Origin of the sequence: Marinobacter shengliensis, assembly GCF_030297115.1 — a bacterium.
In the GTDB taxonomy this organism is placed as follows: Bacteria; Pseudomonadota; Gammaproteobacteria; order Pseudomonadales; family Oleiphilaceae; genus Marinobacter; species Marinobacter shengliensis.
Genome location: NZ_AP028062.1, coordinates 3,680,979 through 3,695,938, shown reverse-complemented (window position 1 = coordinate 3,695,938; position 14,960 = coordinate 3,680,979). Strand labels below are relative to the sequence as shown.

The window sequence follows — 14,960 nt, the reverse complement described above, 5'->3', positions numbered from 1 at the left end:
CAGGGTCAGCCGTTGATGCGACACCGACTCTCGGGTTTGTCGAACCCGAGGGTGTCCATTTCGGTATTTGGGTGCAAAAAGCCGTCAAAGGGGGCCTGTGCGACCAGGCTTCTGGGATGGACCAGCGGGATTGGCTGGCGCAGCTGCCCGTTCCAGTCCCGGAAGCTCAGGCTGCGCCCCTTGAAGGCGGCAAGCTGGAACTTGTCGGTAAACAGAAAGTCGCGAATCTCGTTGGCGTCGGCCACCTTCAGGTCGGTTACCGCGGTACCGATGGAACGGACAGCGGCCCAGGCAGCGTAGTCGTCGCCGTTCATGTCGCGCTCGGCCAAGGCCCGGAACCGGTTCTGAAGCTGCGCGGCACCCCAGGCTTCGACCACCCGGTGCCAGGTGACCGGCACCATGCCCTGGGTGCCGACCACGGGTCTGGGCAGCCAGGTGTTGAACGGAACGTATTCGCCGAAATCACCGCGCACATCGGCCACAACGACGGCATCGTAGGCGCGGGCCTGGGTAAAGGCTGGCAGTTCCTTGGCCGCAGTGCGGCGCAGGTCGGCGTCGAAAGTCCAGGGCTTGTCCTGGACAATCTTCAGGCCAAAGCGCTTGGCAGACCGGCGAAACGCATCGGCCCAGGCCTTGTCCTCCTCGGTCGGGCCGGTAATCAGGAACAGGTCGTTCCAGCGCCGCATATTAAGCCACTGGCCCAGGGAGTCGGTCAGCATGGCGTAGCTGGGCACGGTGTGAAGCAGGTTAACGTGGCATTCGGCGGTGCGAAGCGCATCGTCTTTGGCGCCGGCATTGAAGACCAGTGTGTTGTTACCTGCCCGGCCCATGATGGCCTGGACGGTTTGCGCTGGCGCATTGATGACAAACAGCCGGGTACCCTTGTCATGCATGGTTTCAAACGCCGCCAGGATTTCCTCATGGGAACCCGTTAATTCAGTTTCCAGTTCATAGTTCTGCCCGAGGAATCGGCCAGTGGTCTGGTTGTCAGCCAGTCCCAGCTGGGCTCCTCGCAGGCCCGCATCCTCGGGCTCTGGAATGATATTGGATAACACGGGGCCTTTGTCTGGCACCCACTGCAGGTAGCCGATGCGAACGTCGAGCGCCTCCGCGTACAGAGGACCTGCGCTGAGCATGGTGAGCAGGGTGGCTGCCGCTGTCCTGGAAAGCAAAGACATTGGATTCTCCGGTTTGTTGTTGTGATTCCAGCTTAGAGAAGGGGCAATGCCGGTGAAATATTCAGAAAGTAGGAAAGTGCCAGTACTAAAGAACTATTCCGGTTAAAGCTGGCGGGTTTAGCATGAGAGTGGACAGGCTGTTTACCCGCAATGGATAAAAACAATGACGGTATATCGGAAGATATCTCTATTGATGCTGGCGGTTTTTCTGCTCATCTATCTGCTCGGAGCGCTGTTTTACATCCAGCAGGCCCGCCATGATGTCCAGCGGGAACTTGACGGTGTTGCCGGCCTTGCGCAGAGTTTGGAAAGCCCTGACAGTCTCCCGGAATCTGTCGTTAGCGGCATGCGTCACCTGACGCCGGCGGGTGATACAGGTTCTGGAGTAAGCAGGGATGTGCCTGCCTGGTTCTCAGCACTGATTGCCAGAGAATTCCACCGGCCAGTGGTTAATGGCTGGCAGGTTGATCCCGCCGATGAGGTTGAGGAAATCTGGGAAGGGTTCCTGCTGGTTTCCGGTGCCTACGCGATTGGTACCTGCCTGTGCTTCCTCGCGCTGTTTGTTATGGTCAGGCGCGGCATGCGTACCCTCGCCAGCCTCTCTGAAGCCATGGGGGCAATCTCGGCGGGTCAACTCACTTCCCGACTACCGCGTCAGCAAGAACAAGAGCTGGACTCTCTGATTTGCCGTTTCAATTCCATGGCCGAGGCGCTTCAGTCGGAACAGCAGACCGTCAGTCGTCTGCTCAACGAACTGCTTCGGTTGCAGGACCGGGAGCGCGAGCATATCGCCCGTGTACTCCACGACGACCTAGGGCAATACCTGACAGGTATTCGTGCCCAGGCGCGAAGCCTGCTCTACGATCCCGGCCTGAATGATCGGCAGAAGAAACAGGCCAGTGACCTGGCGGAAAACTGTGAGACCATCCAGAGGCATTTCCGTCACCTGCTCCAGGATTTGCATCCGCTGGTGATGGAGCAGTTGGGGCTGGGCAGCGCAATCCGGCATCTGACCGAACAATGGCAACAGCTTAGTGGCCTGGAGTGTCGCCTTGCGATGGACGATCGCCTGCCAGAATTCACCGGTGAGCAGCAGACACACCTGTACCGGTTTCTCCAGGAGGCCTTGAACAACGTATCCCGTCACGCCAATGCGTCCTGCGCGACATTGGCGGTAGCCCTTAACGCCACGGAACTGAGCATTGAGGTACGTGATGATGGCGTCGGAAACGATTGTCTGCCCGACAACGCCGGCCTGGGTGTGCGGTCCATGCGTGAGCGTGCCAGATGCCTGGGTGGTGAAGTAAAGTTCTTCAGTCGAATGGGCGAGGGCACCCGAATCCGGCTTGCCGTCCCGCTTACCCGGCTGTGCCCAATCCCGGGGAGCATCGTGTGAAGCTCATGATTGTGGATGATCATCAGGTCGTTCGCCAGGGGATTGCGAATCTCCTGCGTTCAATGCTGCCCGCGGTGGCGATCACCGAAGTCGACAACGGCGAGGATGCGGTCGCTTGCTATGGAGGGTTGCGGCCAAATGTGGTGCTGCTCGATATGGGGCTTCCCGATATCTCTGGTTTGGAGGTTGGGCGCCGACTGCGCCAGCGCTGGCGTGGGGCGGCCATTCTTTTCTTCACCATGCACGATGAGCTGCCCATGGTCAGGCAGGCTCTGGATATTGGTGGTTTGGGGTTTGTCTCAAAAAGCTGCGCCCCGGAGGAGTTGGCTGAAGCGGTGAAACGGGTCGCTGCTGGCCAGCCCTACATCGAGCATCCGATTGCGACCCGTCTGGCAATGAACCAGGAGCGGCCGGTAGACCATCGGCTCAGGGATATGACCCAAAGGGAAATGGAGGTTCTTCTGATGTATGCCCGGGGTGAGAGTGTTTCAGGTATCGCTGGGCGATTGTGCGTCAGCAACAAGACCGTGTCTAACCACTTGGCGGGCCTGAAGAGCAAGCTTCAGGTTGCCTCGTCAGTGGAGCTGATCCATCTGGCAGTGGATGCTGGCCTTGTTCGCTATGGTCAGCTGGAGGAAGCAAGGCGGGTCTGAGCCCGCCCCGGGTCACCAGTCAAAGGGGCAGGCTGTGCAGCCCTCCATATGGGTTCCCTCGAACGTGGCGTAGTGAATGCGGGTTCCGGTCAGGTCGGCATCAGCCAGGTTGGCCAGCCCCAGCTTCGCTTCCTGAAGGTTTGCTCCCCTCAGGTTGGCGCCCTCCAGATTTGCCTTTGGCATCCAGGAGATCTCGAAGCTGCTGAAGGGCATAGTGGCGTTCACCAGAGTGGCACCGGAAAAACGCGAGAAGTCGAAGTTGGCTCCGGTCAGGTCTGCCTCACTGAAGTCTGCTCCCTGGGCGAACAGATACTCGCCCTGCATACCCTGTAACTGGGCATTCTTCAGTGACGCGCCCCTCATGCTGGCCCGGTAGGCCTGGAGTCGATAGCCGGTAACATTGTCGAGATTCGCCCCATCAAGGTTGGCACCTCGGAGGCTGGTATGGCTGATATTTGCGCCAGACAGGTTGGCACCGCGCAAGTTGGCTGAGTGAAGGTCCATATTGGACAGATCTGCCCCCTGCAGGTCAGCGCCGGCGCAACTAGCTTTGCGTTCCAGCTTGCAGCCGTTGATGACGGGGATTTGATCCATATCGGCCATATAGTCACTGGCCAGTGCCGATGCGGTGAACAGTAACAATGAGGCGGTAATAACAGGTTTCATGATTTCACCTCTGAATCATAGGCAGAAAAAAGGGCCCGGCGAACTGCCAGGCCCAGTCCGGAGGAACGTTAGCGGGAGGCCTGTGCCCAGGAGGGCATCTTGAATACCCAGAACGAACCGCCCTGGGAGACAGGTTTGGTCAGTTCGGCCATATCGCCGCCCCAAAGCGGAACTGCACCGCCGTAGCCGGAGGCGATGCCTATGTATTGCTCGCCGTCTATCTCCCAGGTGATCGGCGAAGAGATGATTCCCGAGCCGGTCTGGAATTTCCAAAGTTCCTCACCGGTCTTGGCATCGAATGCCTTCAGGTAGCCGTCTCCAGTGCCTGTGAACACAAGGCCGCCTTTGGTGGTCAGAACGCCGGCCCAAAGTGGCAACCGCTCTTTGTGTTCCCATTCGATCTCGCCGGTGAGCGGGTTCATGGCTCGAAGGATGCCTACGTGGTCGTCATACATACGCTTGATTCGAAAGCCTTGTCCCAGATAGGCAGCCCCTTTCTTGTAGGTAACTTCTTCGGTCCAGTAATCTTCTTTCCAGTGGTTGGCGGGTATGTAGAACAGCCCGGTGTCCTGACTGTAAGCCATAGGATTCCAGTTTTTGCCACCCAGGAAGGGCGGAGAGACTTCGATGGATTCGCCACGGGTTTCACCCTTCGGGACGGGTGGTGGGCGCTGGCCTTTTCTTTCCACGGGGCGGCCTGTTTCCAGGTCGATGTGGCTGGCCCACGTAATGTTGTCAACAAATGGGAACGCTTTCTCGAGCTTACCGTTCGTGCGGTCGACCACGTAGAAGAAGCCATTGCGGTCAGCGTGCGCGGTGGCTTTTACCTCACGCCCGTCATCTGTGTACTCAAACAGCACAAGCTCGTTATTACCGGAAAAATCCCAGGCATCGTTCGGTGTGTGTTGGTAGAACCACTTCACCTCACCTGTTGTGGGGTCTACGCCAACCTGTCCTGACGTATAGAGGTTGTCATAATCCTGAGGATTGCCACCCGGTGATGTGCGGGCCCAGGTGTTCCAGGGTGCGGGATTGCCGGCACCGATGATGATGGTGTTGGTCTCTGCGTCGAAGCTGGCGCTTTGCCAGGGGGCTCCGCCGCCATGACTCCAGGCTTCAACCTTGCCGGTGTCACGGGAGGAGTCGTCGGGCCAACTGGGCGCGCGAGGATCACCGGTTGGCGTGCTTTTTTTACCGTTGAGACGGCCATAATGGCCCTCGACGAACGGGCGCATCCAGATTTCGTCGCCGGTATCTGGGTCTCGGGCAAACAGCTTGCCTACAACGCCAAATTCATCACCTGAGGATCCGTGAATCAGCAAAACTTTGCCGGTCTTCTGATCCTTCGCGAGCGTGGGTGCGCCGGTCATGGTGTAGCCGGCTTCATGGTCACCGAATTTTTTTCGCCAGACGACCTTACCGGTATCCTTGTTCAGGGCAACAATGCCAGCATCCAGAGTACCGAAGAAGACTTTATCGCCAAAAATGGCAGCGCCACGGTTGACCACATCGCAACAGGGGCGAATGCCTTCTGGCAGCCGGTGACTGTATTCCCATAGCCGTTTTCCGGTTTTTGCGTCCAGGGCCCACAGGCGAGAGTAGGAGCCGGTGACATAGATAACACCGTCATGAACCAGTGCCTGGGATTCCTGCCCTCGTTGTTTTTCATCGCCGAACGAAAATGACCAGGCCGGAACCAGTCGCTCCACGTTGTCCCGGTTGATGGTGGTCATCGGGCTGTATCGTTGGGCCTTGGGACCTATGCCATAGCCCAGCACGTTCTCGGTTGTTTGCGCATCATTGGCGATATCTTCCCAGGTTACGTTTCCGGCATTTGCATGACTGGTGAGACCTACCGCTGATCCGAGTACCAGAGCCAGTCCTATCCCCCGTAGTAGCGGGCGCTTGCGTGTCTTGATGTTCATTGTCTTTCCCCTTGTTTTTTGTTGTACCCATCGTCTTGCTCAAGGCATCGACGCCACGAGTATTGGCTTAGGGGGACGTTGTGGCGACGGAAAAAAGCATCGGATCAATGGGATGAAACCAACAGGAATCGGGAAAAGTTCCCAGGGTATGGCCATCATCATGAAAAACCGGGCGTTCTCCATGGGCAATGCGGAAACTCATGCTTTGGCGTTGACTCTCAGCGTTTACTACTAAGGAACTAGTGTCTGAAAGCGAAAGTGGCATTCTATCGCTAGCGCGGCCTCACCATACTTGTGGAAAGCTGCTGGTTGACGTCACACAAAAACAGCGCCAGCCATCGTGATTCAAAACAAGAGGTGGTCTAACCATGCTGACACACGTTTTCACTCGAACCCTGCTCGCTGCCACTTTGTCTGTTGGCGCTTCCTCCGCCTGGTCTCACGGGGATGTGACACCGCAACCGGTTGATACCGGTGCCTTGCCTGACCTGGGCAAGGAGCTACGAGCTGAAAATCCGTTCCGTGAGGGCAACGAACACGGCTCACTCAACGAAGAAGCCATCAAAATCGGTCGCAGTGGCTATGCCGGTAACTGCGCTGTGTGCCACGGTATCGAGGCCATGTCTGGTGGCCTGACGCCGGACCTGCGTGAACTGGAAGAGTGGGACGACGAATACTTCATTGGCCGAGTCACCAACGGCACCGGCCGCGGTATGCCCTCCTTCAAGGACAATCTGGATCAAACCGCGATCTGGGCCATTCGCACCTACGTTGAGTCGCTGCCCAAGCCGGAATAATCCGGTTTGGAAACGATTTCTCGTCAGGAGGGTGAGTGATGAAAGCTGCGTTTCGTGTATTGCTTGTGGTGTTTGCGATGCTGGCGGCGGTGGCGCATGGCCAACAGCCGCGCCTGCTCATTCCGGATCGCACCCTGGATATTATCCAGGATTCGGGTTTTCTGAACGTCGGCATGTATAAGGACTTTCCGCCCTACTCCTACGAGGAAAATGGTGAGGTGAGGGGCGTGGATGCGGATCTCGGTCGTCAGATCGCCGAGGCACTGGGTGTGGAATTCCGGCCCTACTGGATCATTCCGGATGAAAACCTGGGGGACGATCTTCGCAACCACATCTGGAAAGGCCATTACCTGTCCAAAACACGTGTGGCCGACATCATGATGCGAGTGCCCTACGACAGTGTGTTCAAGTACATGCGCGACTCAACCGGCGAGATGATCAATGAGCAGGTGGTGTTTGTGGCGCCTTATCAGCAGGAGCGTTGGCAGATTGTGTTCGATGCCGACAAGCTGGATGAAATCAATACCGTCGCCAAATTCCAGTACCACCCGATCGGTGTGGAGATCGACACCCTGCCGGCTACTTACATGACCTCTTCGTTTGGCGGTCGCATGCGTGATCAGGTGCATCACTACATGAGCGTCGCCAAGGCGTTCGAGGCGATGGCAAGCGGTGAGGTAAGCGCCGTCATGGGCATGCGCGCGGAGCTGGAACACAGTCTGAAGTCTTATCCGGACCGTCCCTTCAAAAAAGCCAGCAACGGCTTTCCTGGTATCAGTAAACCGGTTTGGGATGTCGGCATCGCCATACGGCACACCCATCGTGCCCTGGGATACGCCGTTGAAGGCGCTGTGGACCGAATGATCCGCAATGGCGAAGTGGCCCAGCTGTATCAGCGGCATGGGCTCTCCTTTAGCCGCCCTGGATACTATGACGCGATTCTCGGGCCGGAAGAAGCCGAGTAGCCTTTGTGGACCGAATCCAGCCCGCCCCAGTGCGGGCTTTTTCGTTTCTGGCGGAGTCTTACTACCAAGTGATGAGAAAACCTGTGCGTGGGGTTAATTGTTGCAAATGCGGAGGCCAACAAGAATGGGTAGAGAGGCGGGAAAAGTTCCCGGTTCGCCATCGAATCTGAAAACAAGAGAATTGGAGAACGCAACCATGAGATCAATCGCGATCGGCAAGACCTTTGCGGCCAGTGCCCTGGCATTAGCTGTTTCCTTCGGGGCCCACGCGGTCACCGACCAAGACCTGCTGAACGACCATCAAAGCATCGACAGTGTCGTTACCTACGGCATGGGCTATCAGGGTCAGCGCTACAGCCCTATGAAAACCCTGAACACCAAAAACGTTAAATATCTCCAGCCAGCGTGGGCGTTCTCCTTCGGTGGAGAGAAACAACGTGGCCAGGAATCGCAGCCGCTGATCAAAGACGGCGTGATGTACGTGACCGGTTCCTACTCCCGCATGTGGGCAGTAGACGCCCGGACAGGTCAGGAATTGTGGCAGTACGACGCCCGCCTGCCAGACGGCATTATGCCCTGCTGTGACGTGATCAACCGGGGCGCTGCCATTTATGGTGACAAGGTTTACTTCGGTACTCTGGATGCCAAGCTGGTCGCGCTCAATAAAGACACTGGTAAGGTGGTCTGGATTAAAAAGGTTGCCGATTATCAGGAGGGCTACGCCATCACAGCCGCACCCATCGTGGTCAACGGCAAGTTGATTACCGGCGTGTCTGGTGGTGAATTCGGTATTGTGGGCAAGGTAGAAGCCTACGACGCCAACACCGGTGACCTGGTGTGGACCCGCCCGACGGTTGAAGGCCACATGGGCTATGTCTACAAGGACGGCAAGAAGATCGAGAACGGTATTTCCGGTGGCGAGGCCGGCAAGACCTGGCCTGGTGACATGTGGAAGACCGGCGGCGCGGCAACCTGGCTGGGCGGCACCTACGATCCGGAAACCGATACCCTGTTCTTCGGTACTGGTAACCCGGCGCCCTGGAATTCGCACCTGCGCCCTGGGGATAACCTGTACTCCGCGTCCCGGGTTGCGATCGATCCGAACGACGGCAGCATCAAGTGGCATTTCCAGACTACCCCGAATGATGGCTGGGATTACGATGGTGTCAATGAGCTGATTTCCTTTGATCTGAAAGAAAAAGGAAAAACCATCAAAGCTGCTGCCACGGCGGACCGTAATGGTTTCTTCTACGTGCTCAACCGTGAGGATGGCTCGTTCATTCGCGGTTTCCCGTTTGTCGACACCATCAGTTGGGCAACCGGCCTGGACCCGAAAACCGGTCGCCCGATCCTGAAAGAAGGCGGTCGCCCGGGTAACCCGGCGGACCTGGATGGGGAGAAGGGTGAAACCGTTGTCGCCTTCCCGGCCTTCCTGGGCGGCAAGAACTGGATGCCGATGGCTTACAGCCCGGATACCGAACTGTTCTATGTGCCCTCCAACGAGTGGTCCATGGACATCTGGAACGAGCCGGTGTCCTACAAGAAAGGCGCTGCCTATCTGGGTGCAGGTTTCACCATCAAGCCGGCTAACGACGACTTTATCGGCGTTCTGCGGGCCATGGACCCGAAAACCGGCAAAGAAGTCTGGCGCCAGAATAACCCGGCTCCGCTCTGGGGTGGCGTAATGACGACCGCTGGCGGTCTGGTGTTCACCGGCACACCGGAAGGTTTCCTGAAGGCCTTTGACGCCAAAACCGGCAAAGAACTCTGGAAGTTCAACACCGGCTCCGGCGTGGTTGGTACCCCGGTAACCTGGGAAATGGACGGCGAGCAATTCGTCTCCGTTGCCTCCGGTTGGGGTGGTGCGGTGCCGCTGTGGGGCGGTGAAGTGGCCAGGGTGGTCAAAGACTTCAACCAGGGCGGTATGGTCTGGACCTTCAAGCTGCCGAAAGACCGGGTGGCTGCCAAGTAAGTTGTCGATCGACCTTTGGGCTGCCTCCGGGCAGCCCTTTTTGCTTATTCAGCATAGCTGCTCAAAGCATCTACTACCAAGGAACGAGTTTTTCGCCCCCAACGACGCATTCACGGAATCCGGCATGGGGTCTACATTGAATGAGTAAACGCGAAAGGCCGCGTTGCCATGCGACAAACACAACAAAGAGGTCGATATCATGATCTACGCACAACCAGGAAAGGACGGCTCCGTTGTTTCTTTTAAATCCCGCTATGAGAACTACATTGGCGGTGAATGGGTAGCGCCGGTTAAGGGCCAGTATTTTGAGAACATAACGCCGGTCACTGGCGAAGCTTTCTGTGAAATTCCGCGCTCGACCGCTGAAGACATCGAGCTGGCGCTGGACGCCGCCCACAAAGCAGCGCCGGCCTGGGGCAAGACGTCTCCCACCGAGCGTTCCAACATCCTGCTGAAAATTGCTGACCGCATTGAAGCCAATCTCGAGAAGCTCGCGGTGGCGGAAACCTGGGACAACGGCAAGGCCGTTCGCGAAACCCTGAACGCCGATATTCCCCTGGCGGCGGACCACTTCCGTTACTTCGCCGGCTGCCTGCGTGCCCAGGAAGGCCATATGGGCGAAATCGACCACAACACCGTGGCCTATCATTTCCACGAGCCGCTGGGTGTGGTTGGCCAGATTATCCCCTGGAACTTCCCGCTGCTGATGGCGGCCTGGAAGCTGGGCCCGTGCCTGGCGGCCGGTAACTGCACGGTGCTGAAGCCCGCCGAGCAGACCCCTGCCAGCATTCTGGTACTGATGGAAATCATCGGCGACCTGCTGCCGCCGGGCGTGCTCAACATTGTTAACGGCTACGGTATTGAAGCCGGCCAGGCTCTGGCCACCAGCAAGCGCATTGCCAAGATCGCCTTTACTGGCTCCACCCCGGTGGGCTCCCACATCCTCAAGTGCGCGGCTGAAAACATTATCCCGTCTACCGTTGAGCTGGGTGGCAAGTCACCGAACATTTACTTCTCTGACGTGATGAAGGCTGAGCCGGAGTTCATCGACAAGTGCGTGGAAGGTCTGGTGCTGGCGTTCTTCAACCAGGGCGAAGTCTGCACCTGCCCGTCACGGGCGCTGGTTCAGGAAGACATGTTCGAAGAATTTATGCAGAAAGTGGTTGAGCGCACCAAGGCCATCAAGCGTGGCAACCCGCTGGATACCGACGTTCAGGTGGGTGCCCAGGCGTCCAAGGAACAGTTCGACAAGATCATGTCGTACATGGAGATTGGCCGTCAGGAAGGCGCGGTTGTGCTGACCGGTGGTGACCGTGAGCATCTGGAAGGTGAATTCAACAACGGCTTCTACATCCAGCCGACCCTGTTCAAGGGCGACAACAAGATGCGTGTGTTCCAGGAAGAAATCTTCGGCCCGGTGGTGGGTGTCACCACCTTCAAGACTGAGGAAGAAGCCTTGGCCATCGCCAACGACACCGAGTTTGGCCTGGGTGCCGGCGTCTGGACCCGCGACACTAATCTTGCTTACCGGATGGGCCGCAACATTCAGGCCGGTCGGGTATGGATGAACTGTTACCACGCGTACCCGGCCCATGCCGCGTTCGGTGGTTACAAGAAGTCCGGTGTTGGCCGTGAAACCCACAAGATGGCGCTGGAGCATTACCAGCAGACCAAGTGTATGTTGACCAGCTATGACACCAACCCGCTCGGGTTCTTCTGATCTGCAAGTGGCAGTTGGGGCCCATCCACACGGGCCCCGTTTCGTGTGACCGCACAGGGACGGTGCACATTGTTGGCCTGGCATTTGTCAGGTAGCTCCTTCGCGGAGCGCGGGATCTTTCTACACTCTCCTTAGGCCCTTCCCAGGGCCTTTTTTATTCCTCTATTTTTACAGCCGTTTACGCTACAGTGAGGGCGACTTCGTAAATTGTTTTCTGGCTGAGGCTGAGTGCCGGTGCTCCGGCGTTTACCTTGGCACCTGATTCGAGGAGGGCATATGTTCAAAGGTATTCTGATCGAAGGCAGCCGGGGCGACCAGCAGGTGTCCCTGAAGTCCATAGACGAAGCGCAGTTACCGGAAGGCGATGTGACGGTGGATGTGGCATACAGCACCCTGAACTACAAGGACGCTCTGGCCATTACCGGTCGTGCGCCCATTGCCAAGACCTATCCGATGGTGCCGGGCATCGATCTGGCCGGTGTGGTGACGGAATCGTCCAATCCCGACTTCAAGGCCGGAGACGAAGTGGTCCTGAACGGCTGGGGTGTGGGCGAGAAACACTGGGGCGGCCTGGCCCAGAAAGCCCGGTTGTCCGGCGACTGGCTGATTCCCTTACAGGCTCCGTTCACGGCTCGTCAGGCCATGGCCATTGGTACGGCCGGTTACACCGCCATGCTGTGTGTCATCGCCCTGGAGAAGCACGGCGTGAAGCCGGAGTCTGGCGACATTCTGGTGACCGGCGCCACCGGTGGTGTTGGCAGTGTGGCGGTCGCCATTCTGGCCAAGCTGGGTTACTCCGTGACTGCCGTGACCGGCAGGAAGGAAGAGGAAGCCTATCTCAAGTCACTGGGCGCAAAACAGATACTGGATCGCGCTGAACTGAGCGAGCCGGGTAAGCCTCTGGCCCGCGAAACCTGGGCTGGCGCGGTGGATGTGGCTGGCGGCCAGGTGCTGGCCAATGTCTGTGCCGGCATGAAATACCACGGTGTGGTCGCCGCCTGCGGTCTGGCTGCTGGTATGGACTTCCCGTCCACCGTCGCCCCTTTCATTCTGCGTGGCGTGACTCTGTGTGGTATCGACAGTGTGATGGCCCCGAAAGCAGACCGCCTATACGCGTGGAAACGACTGGCCGAAGACCTGTCCCCGGAGCTGCTCGACAGCATGATCACCGAAGTCGCCTTCGATGATGCCATTGATGCGGCCAGCCGTCTCATGGACGGCAAGATCCGCGGCCGTATCGTTATCCCCGTAGCTGGCTGAATCAGGCCCCGGCGGCGTCCGTGGCCAGAATCCGTGCCTGCTTTTGTTGCTGCTTGTTGCGGACAATAGCATCCACGCACTGATTCTGGTCGCGGAGAATCACCACGCACTCCAGGCACTGGATACACTCGTCGTAATCAATCCGGCCATCCTTGCGAATGGCATTGATGCCACAGGCATTCTTGCAGTGCTGGCAGGGCTGGCCGCAACGGTCAACCCGCTCCAGCCAGCTGAAGATCCGGAATTTGCCAAGCACCGCCAGGCCGGCGCCCAGTGGGCACAGATAGCGGCAGTAGAATTTGTGGATAAACATGCCCACCGCCAGCAGGGCCACGGCGTAAACCACAAACGGCCAGTAACGCACGAAGAACAATGTAATGCTGGTTTTGAAGGGTTCCACTTCAGACAGCTGTTCCGCCAGCGTCAGCGAATAAAACGATGCAATAACGATGGCCAGCAGCACCGGGTATTTGATCAGGATGAGCTTCCGGTGCCAGCGCTCCGGTACCTTGATTTGCCGGAAACGGAGTTTCTGGCCCAGCCAGGCGGCCATCTCCTGCAGCACGCCAAACGGGCACAGCCAACCGCAGAACACCCCCCGGCCCCAGATGAACAGGGTGACGAACGTGTACGTCCAGAGAATGAAAATCACCGGGTCCAGCAGGAACATGTTCAGGCTGAAACCATCCCTGATGGCCAGCAGCAAGGTGTAGATATTCACCACCGACAACTGGCTCTGGGCGTAGAAGCCGATAAAGAACAGGGTGAAGAACAGGAAGCCCCAGCGAAACCGATGAACCAGCTTCGGGTGTCGGGTCAGGGTTTTCTGGCGGGCGAAGAAAATCGTTAGCACCGTGAGGCTCAGCACCAACAAGGTAATTTGCCACCAGCGCTCCTTCCAAAGCCCGACCCACATGGGCGCCCGTGACTGCTCCGGCCCGGCGGCAATGTCTACCGTCTCAAACAGTTCCTCCGGGAAGGCAATGGGCAGCTCGAAACGGGCGGTGTCCACCACCAGGTGGTTGCGGGCCAACACGGTATTGAGAGTCAGTGTGGATTCGACCCCGGGGTTAAAACCGGCGTTGCCACCGACCCGGAACAGGTTAACCGCCGTCATCTCCGGCACACCGGCAGCGGCGAAGCTTTGGCCGGTTTCCAGCCAGTTCAGGTCTCGCATCTCGACAGACAGCTGATTCTGGCTCAGACCAAACCGGTCCGGAGTGCTGCCCGGCACAAAGTCCGCGCCAATGTGGGGGTAACGGCCCCGAGACATCACCAACATCACCTTGCCGTTGTCGCCAAGGCGCTCCCTGAAGGCCTGGTATCGATCGTCGCCCAGCAGGTTGCGACCGACCATGGGGGAGTTCATATAAGCCAGGTAGAGTTCCGAGAAAGCCTCGCCAGGATCGGGCTCAAGGTTGCCAGGATAGTCCGACAGCGGTCGGCCCAATTGCTGTTCCACATCCGCGGCCGTGACCTCGATGCGGGTGACGTAACCCCGCTCCAGCAGTTGCTCCCAGGTGAGCGGTTCGAACAGGTCTTGGCGCGCCCGGGTGGGTGCAGCCTGGGCGAAGCCCTCGAGCTTGTTGCGGGCCACCTGCAAGGCCGAGGAGAGCACCGAATCGTTGATGATCAGAACCGACACCGTGGCCTTGCTGACGCCATCAAAGTACACCACATTGCCGGAGGAAGTCCGGCCCGAACGGCCCGAGGAACTCACCACAATCTGCTCCGTCAGTGCGCGCCCCTCGTACTGATCGACAAATTCGTAGAGTGATTCCTCCCCCAGGCCATGAAGGAATACCGGCTCGTGGTGATGCAGTACCCGCACGCCGGTGAACCGGCCCCGTGTATCCAGGCCGATCATCATGGTAATCGGCTTGCCGGCAAAGCCCGGAAGTTTGCTGAAGTCTGTTGAAACGTAGGCGTAACCCAGCAGTTCCTGGAGCTGGTAAACCGGATACACCGGGAAATCCGCCAGTTGCTCTTCGATAACGGTGGCCGAGGGAAACAGATCCTGGATGATCTGCCGGGTGTCGTCGGAAAGTTCTGCCCGCAAGGGCGTTGCAGCCAGACAACAAAGCAGTAGCGAGAGCAGAAAGCGCCCGGCCATGGTGGTCTCCTGAAGTTATTATTGTCCTTCTCCCATGCTAGGCCGCTGGGGGTTGGGCTCAATTCAACCTCGGGGGCAAACGATTGCTACTTTCAGCCGGCGGAAAACAGTTCCAAAGTACCATATGGGGTGCCAGCGTCTGTGATTACGATGATTGTGTGCATCTGGCAAACGCCCGTTCGCACCACCATGCAACGCACTAATAATCACGACAAGAGGTGAGCATCATGTGGACCAAGCCAGCTTATGAAGACCTGCGTATCGGTTTTGAAGTAACCATGTACTTCGCCAACCGGTGAGCCCTGGCCGGCCAGC

Annotated in this window: 13 protein-coding genes; 9 read left to right on the top strand and 4 right to left on the bottom strand. The window is 58.1% G+C overall.

Annotated elements, in window-relative coordinates; translation table 11 throughout:
• Positions 1 to 5: 5 nt before the first annotated feature.
• Complete coding sequence (locus QUE75_RS16960; protein ID WP_286251932.1) at positions 6 to 1,178, bottom strand: ABC transporter substrate-binding protein; 1,173 nt, start codon at positions 1,176 to 1,178, stop codon at positions 6 to 8.
• A gap of 193 nt (positions 1,179 to 1,371) precedes the next feature.
• Here QUE75_RS16960 and QUE75_RS16955 point away from each other — a divergent pair, with 193 nt between their 5' ends.
• Positions 1,372 to 2,574: a sensor histidine kinase gene (locus QUE75_RS16955; protein WP_286251931.1), complete on the top strand. Its 1,203-nt coding sequence runs from the start codon at positions 1,372 to 1,374 to the stop codon at positions 2,572 to 2,574.
• A complete protein-coding gene (locus QUE75_RS16950) occupies positions 2,571 to 3,227 on the top strand; it encodes a response regulator (RefSeq protein WP_106693848.1) in 657 nt (218 codons plus the stop codon). The genes QUE75_RS16955 and QUE75_RS16950 overlap by 4 nt, the downstream gene beginning before the upstream one ends.
• A 12-nt stretch (positions 3,228 to 3,239) precedes the next feature.
• Here the strand turns inward: QUE75_RS16950 and QUE75_RS16945 are convergent, their stop codons facing one another.
• Both QUE75_RS16945 and QUE75_RS16940 read right to left on the bottom strand, forming a co-directional pair.
• Entirely contained in the window at positions 3,240 to 3,893 is a 654-nt protein-coding gene (locus QUE75_RS16945) for a pentapeptide repeat-containing protein (protein ID WP_106693847.1), read from the bottom strand.
• A gap of 68 nt (positions 3,894 to 3,961) precedes the next feature.
• Positions 3,962 to 5,818, bottom strand: a complete 1,857-nt coding sequence (locus QUE75_RS16940) for a methanol/ethanol family PQQ-dependent dehydrogenase (protein WP_286251928.1) — start codon at positions 5,816 to 5,818, stop codon at positions 3,962 to 3,964.
• 112 nt (positions 5,819 to 5,930) lie between these two features.
• On the opposite strand from QUE75_RS16940, the gene QUE75_RS16935 reads away from it, so the two are divergent.
• The 6 genes from QUE75_RS16935 to acuI all read left to right on the top strand — a co-directional run bounded on the left by QUE75_RS16935 (position 5,931) and on the right by acuI (position 12,532).
• Positions 5,931 to 6,053, top strand: a complete 123-nt coding sequence (locus tag QUE75_RS16935; protein WP_267283736.1) for a hypothetical protein — start codon at positions 5,931 to 5,933, stop codon at positions 6,051 to 6,053.
• Positions 6,054 to 6,186: 133 nt separating this feature from the next.
• Positions 6,187 to 6,615 carry a cytochrome c-550 PedF gene (gene pedF, locus QUE75_RS16930; protein WP_286251924.1) on the top strand — a complete coding sequence of 143 codons (429 nt, stop codon included), beginning with the start codon at positions 6,187 to 6,189 and terminating at the stop codon, positions 6,613 to 6,615.
• A gap of 38 nt (positions 6,616 to 6,653) precedes the next feature.
• Complete coding sequence (locus QUE75_RS16925; protein ID WP_286251922.1) at positions 6,654 to 7,580, top strand: substrate-binding periplasmic protein; 927 nt, start codon at positions 6,654 to 6,656, stop codon at positions 7,578 to 7,580.
• 196 nt (positions 7,581 to 7,776) lie between these two features.
• A complete protein-coding gene (locus QUE75_RS16920) occupies positions 7,777 to 9,552 on the top strand; it encodes a PQQ-dependent methanol/ethanol family dehydrogenase (RefSeq protein ID WP_106693843.1) in 1,776 nt (591 codons plus the stop codon).
• A 199-nt stretch (positions 9,553 to 9,751) separates the two neighbouring features.
• On the top strand, positions 9,752 to 11,272 hold the full coding sequence (gene exaC, locus QUE75_RS16915; RefSeq protein WP_044389289.1) for an acetaldehyde dehydrogenase ExaC: 1,521 nt from the start codon (positions 9,752 to 9,754) through the stop codon (positions 11,270 to 11,272).
• A gap of 276 nt (positions 11,273 to 11,548) precedes the next feature.
• Positions 11,549 to 12,532 (top strand): acrylyl-CoA reductase (NADPH), encoded by a 984-nt coding sequence (acuI, locus tag QUE75_RS16910; RefSeq protein ID WP_106693834.1) that lies wholly within the window; start codon positions 11,549 to 11,551, stop codon positions 12,530 to 12,532.
• A 1-nt stretch (position 12,533) separates the two neighbouring features.
• On the opposite strand, the gene QUE75_RS16905 is transcribed toward acuI, so the two are convergent.
• A complete protein-coding gene (locus QUE75_RS16905) occupies positions 12,534 to 14,645 on the bottom strand; it encodes a NosR/NirI family protein (RefSeq protein WP_286251921.1) in 2,112 nt (703 codons plus the stop codon).
• A gap of 227 nt (positions 14,646 to 14,872) precedes the next feature.
• On the opposite strand from QUE75_RS16905, the gene pqqA reads away from it, so the two are divergent.
• Positions 14,873 to 14,944, top strand: coding sequence for a pyrroloquinoline quinone precursor peptide PqqA (gene pqqA, locus QUE75_RS16900; RefSeq protein ID WP_007153157.1), 72 nt, complete (start codon positions 14,873 to 14,875; stop codon positions 14,942 to 14,944).
• The last annotated feature ends 16 nt before the right edge of the window (positions 14,945 to 14,960 follow it).

What these genes read in the sequence shown, in the direction of transcription:
- QUE75_RS16960 (WP_286251932.1), bottom strand. Translation starts at nt 1,178, where the DNA reads ATGTCTTTGCTTTCCAGGACAGCGGCAGCCACCCTGCTCACCATGCTC.
- QUE75_RS16955 (WP_286251931.1), top strand. Translation starts at nt 1,372, where the DNA reads ATGCTGGCGGTTTTTCTGCTCATCTATCTGCTCGGAGCGCTGTTTTAC.
- QUE75_RS16945 (WP_106693847.1), bottom strand. Translation starts at nt 3,893, where the DNA reads ATGAAACCTGTTATTACCGCCTCATTGTTACTGTTCACCGCATCGGCA.
- QUE75_RS16940 (WP_286251928.1), bottom strand. Translation starts at nt 5,818, where the DNA reads ATGAACATCAAGACACGCAAGCGCCCGCTACTACGGGGGATAGGACTG.
- QUE75_RS16935 (WP_267283736.1), top strand. Translation starts at nt 5,931, where the DNA reads ATGAAACCAACAGGAATCGGGAAAAGTTCCCAGGGTATGGCCATCATC.
- pedF (WP_286251924.1), top strand. Translation starts at nt 6,187, where the DNA reads ATGCTGACACACGTTTTCACTCGAACCCTGCTCGCTGCCACTTTGTCT.
- QUE75_RS16925 (WP_286251922.1), top strand. Translation starts at nt 6,654, where the DNA reads ATGAAAGCTGCGTTTCGTGTATTGCTTGTGGTGTTTGCGATGCTGGCG.
- QUE75_RS16920 (WP_106693843.1), top strand. Translation starts at nt 7,777, where the DNA reads ATGAGATCAATCGCGATCGGCAAGACCTTTGCGGCCAGTGCCCTGGCA.
- exaC (WP_044389289.1), top strand. Translation starts at nt 9,752, where the DNA reads ATGATCTACGCACAACCAGGAAAGGACGGCTCCGTTGTTTCTTTTAAA.
- acuI (WP_106693834.1), top strand. Translation starts at nt 11,549, where the DNA reads ATGTTCAAAGGTATTCTGATCGAAGGCAGCCGGGGCGACCAGCAGGTG.
- QUE75_RS16905 (WP_286251921.1), bottom strand. Translation starts at nt 14,645, where the DNA reads ATGGCCGGGCGCTTTCTGCTCTCGCTACTGCTTTGTTGTCTGGCTGCA.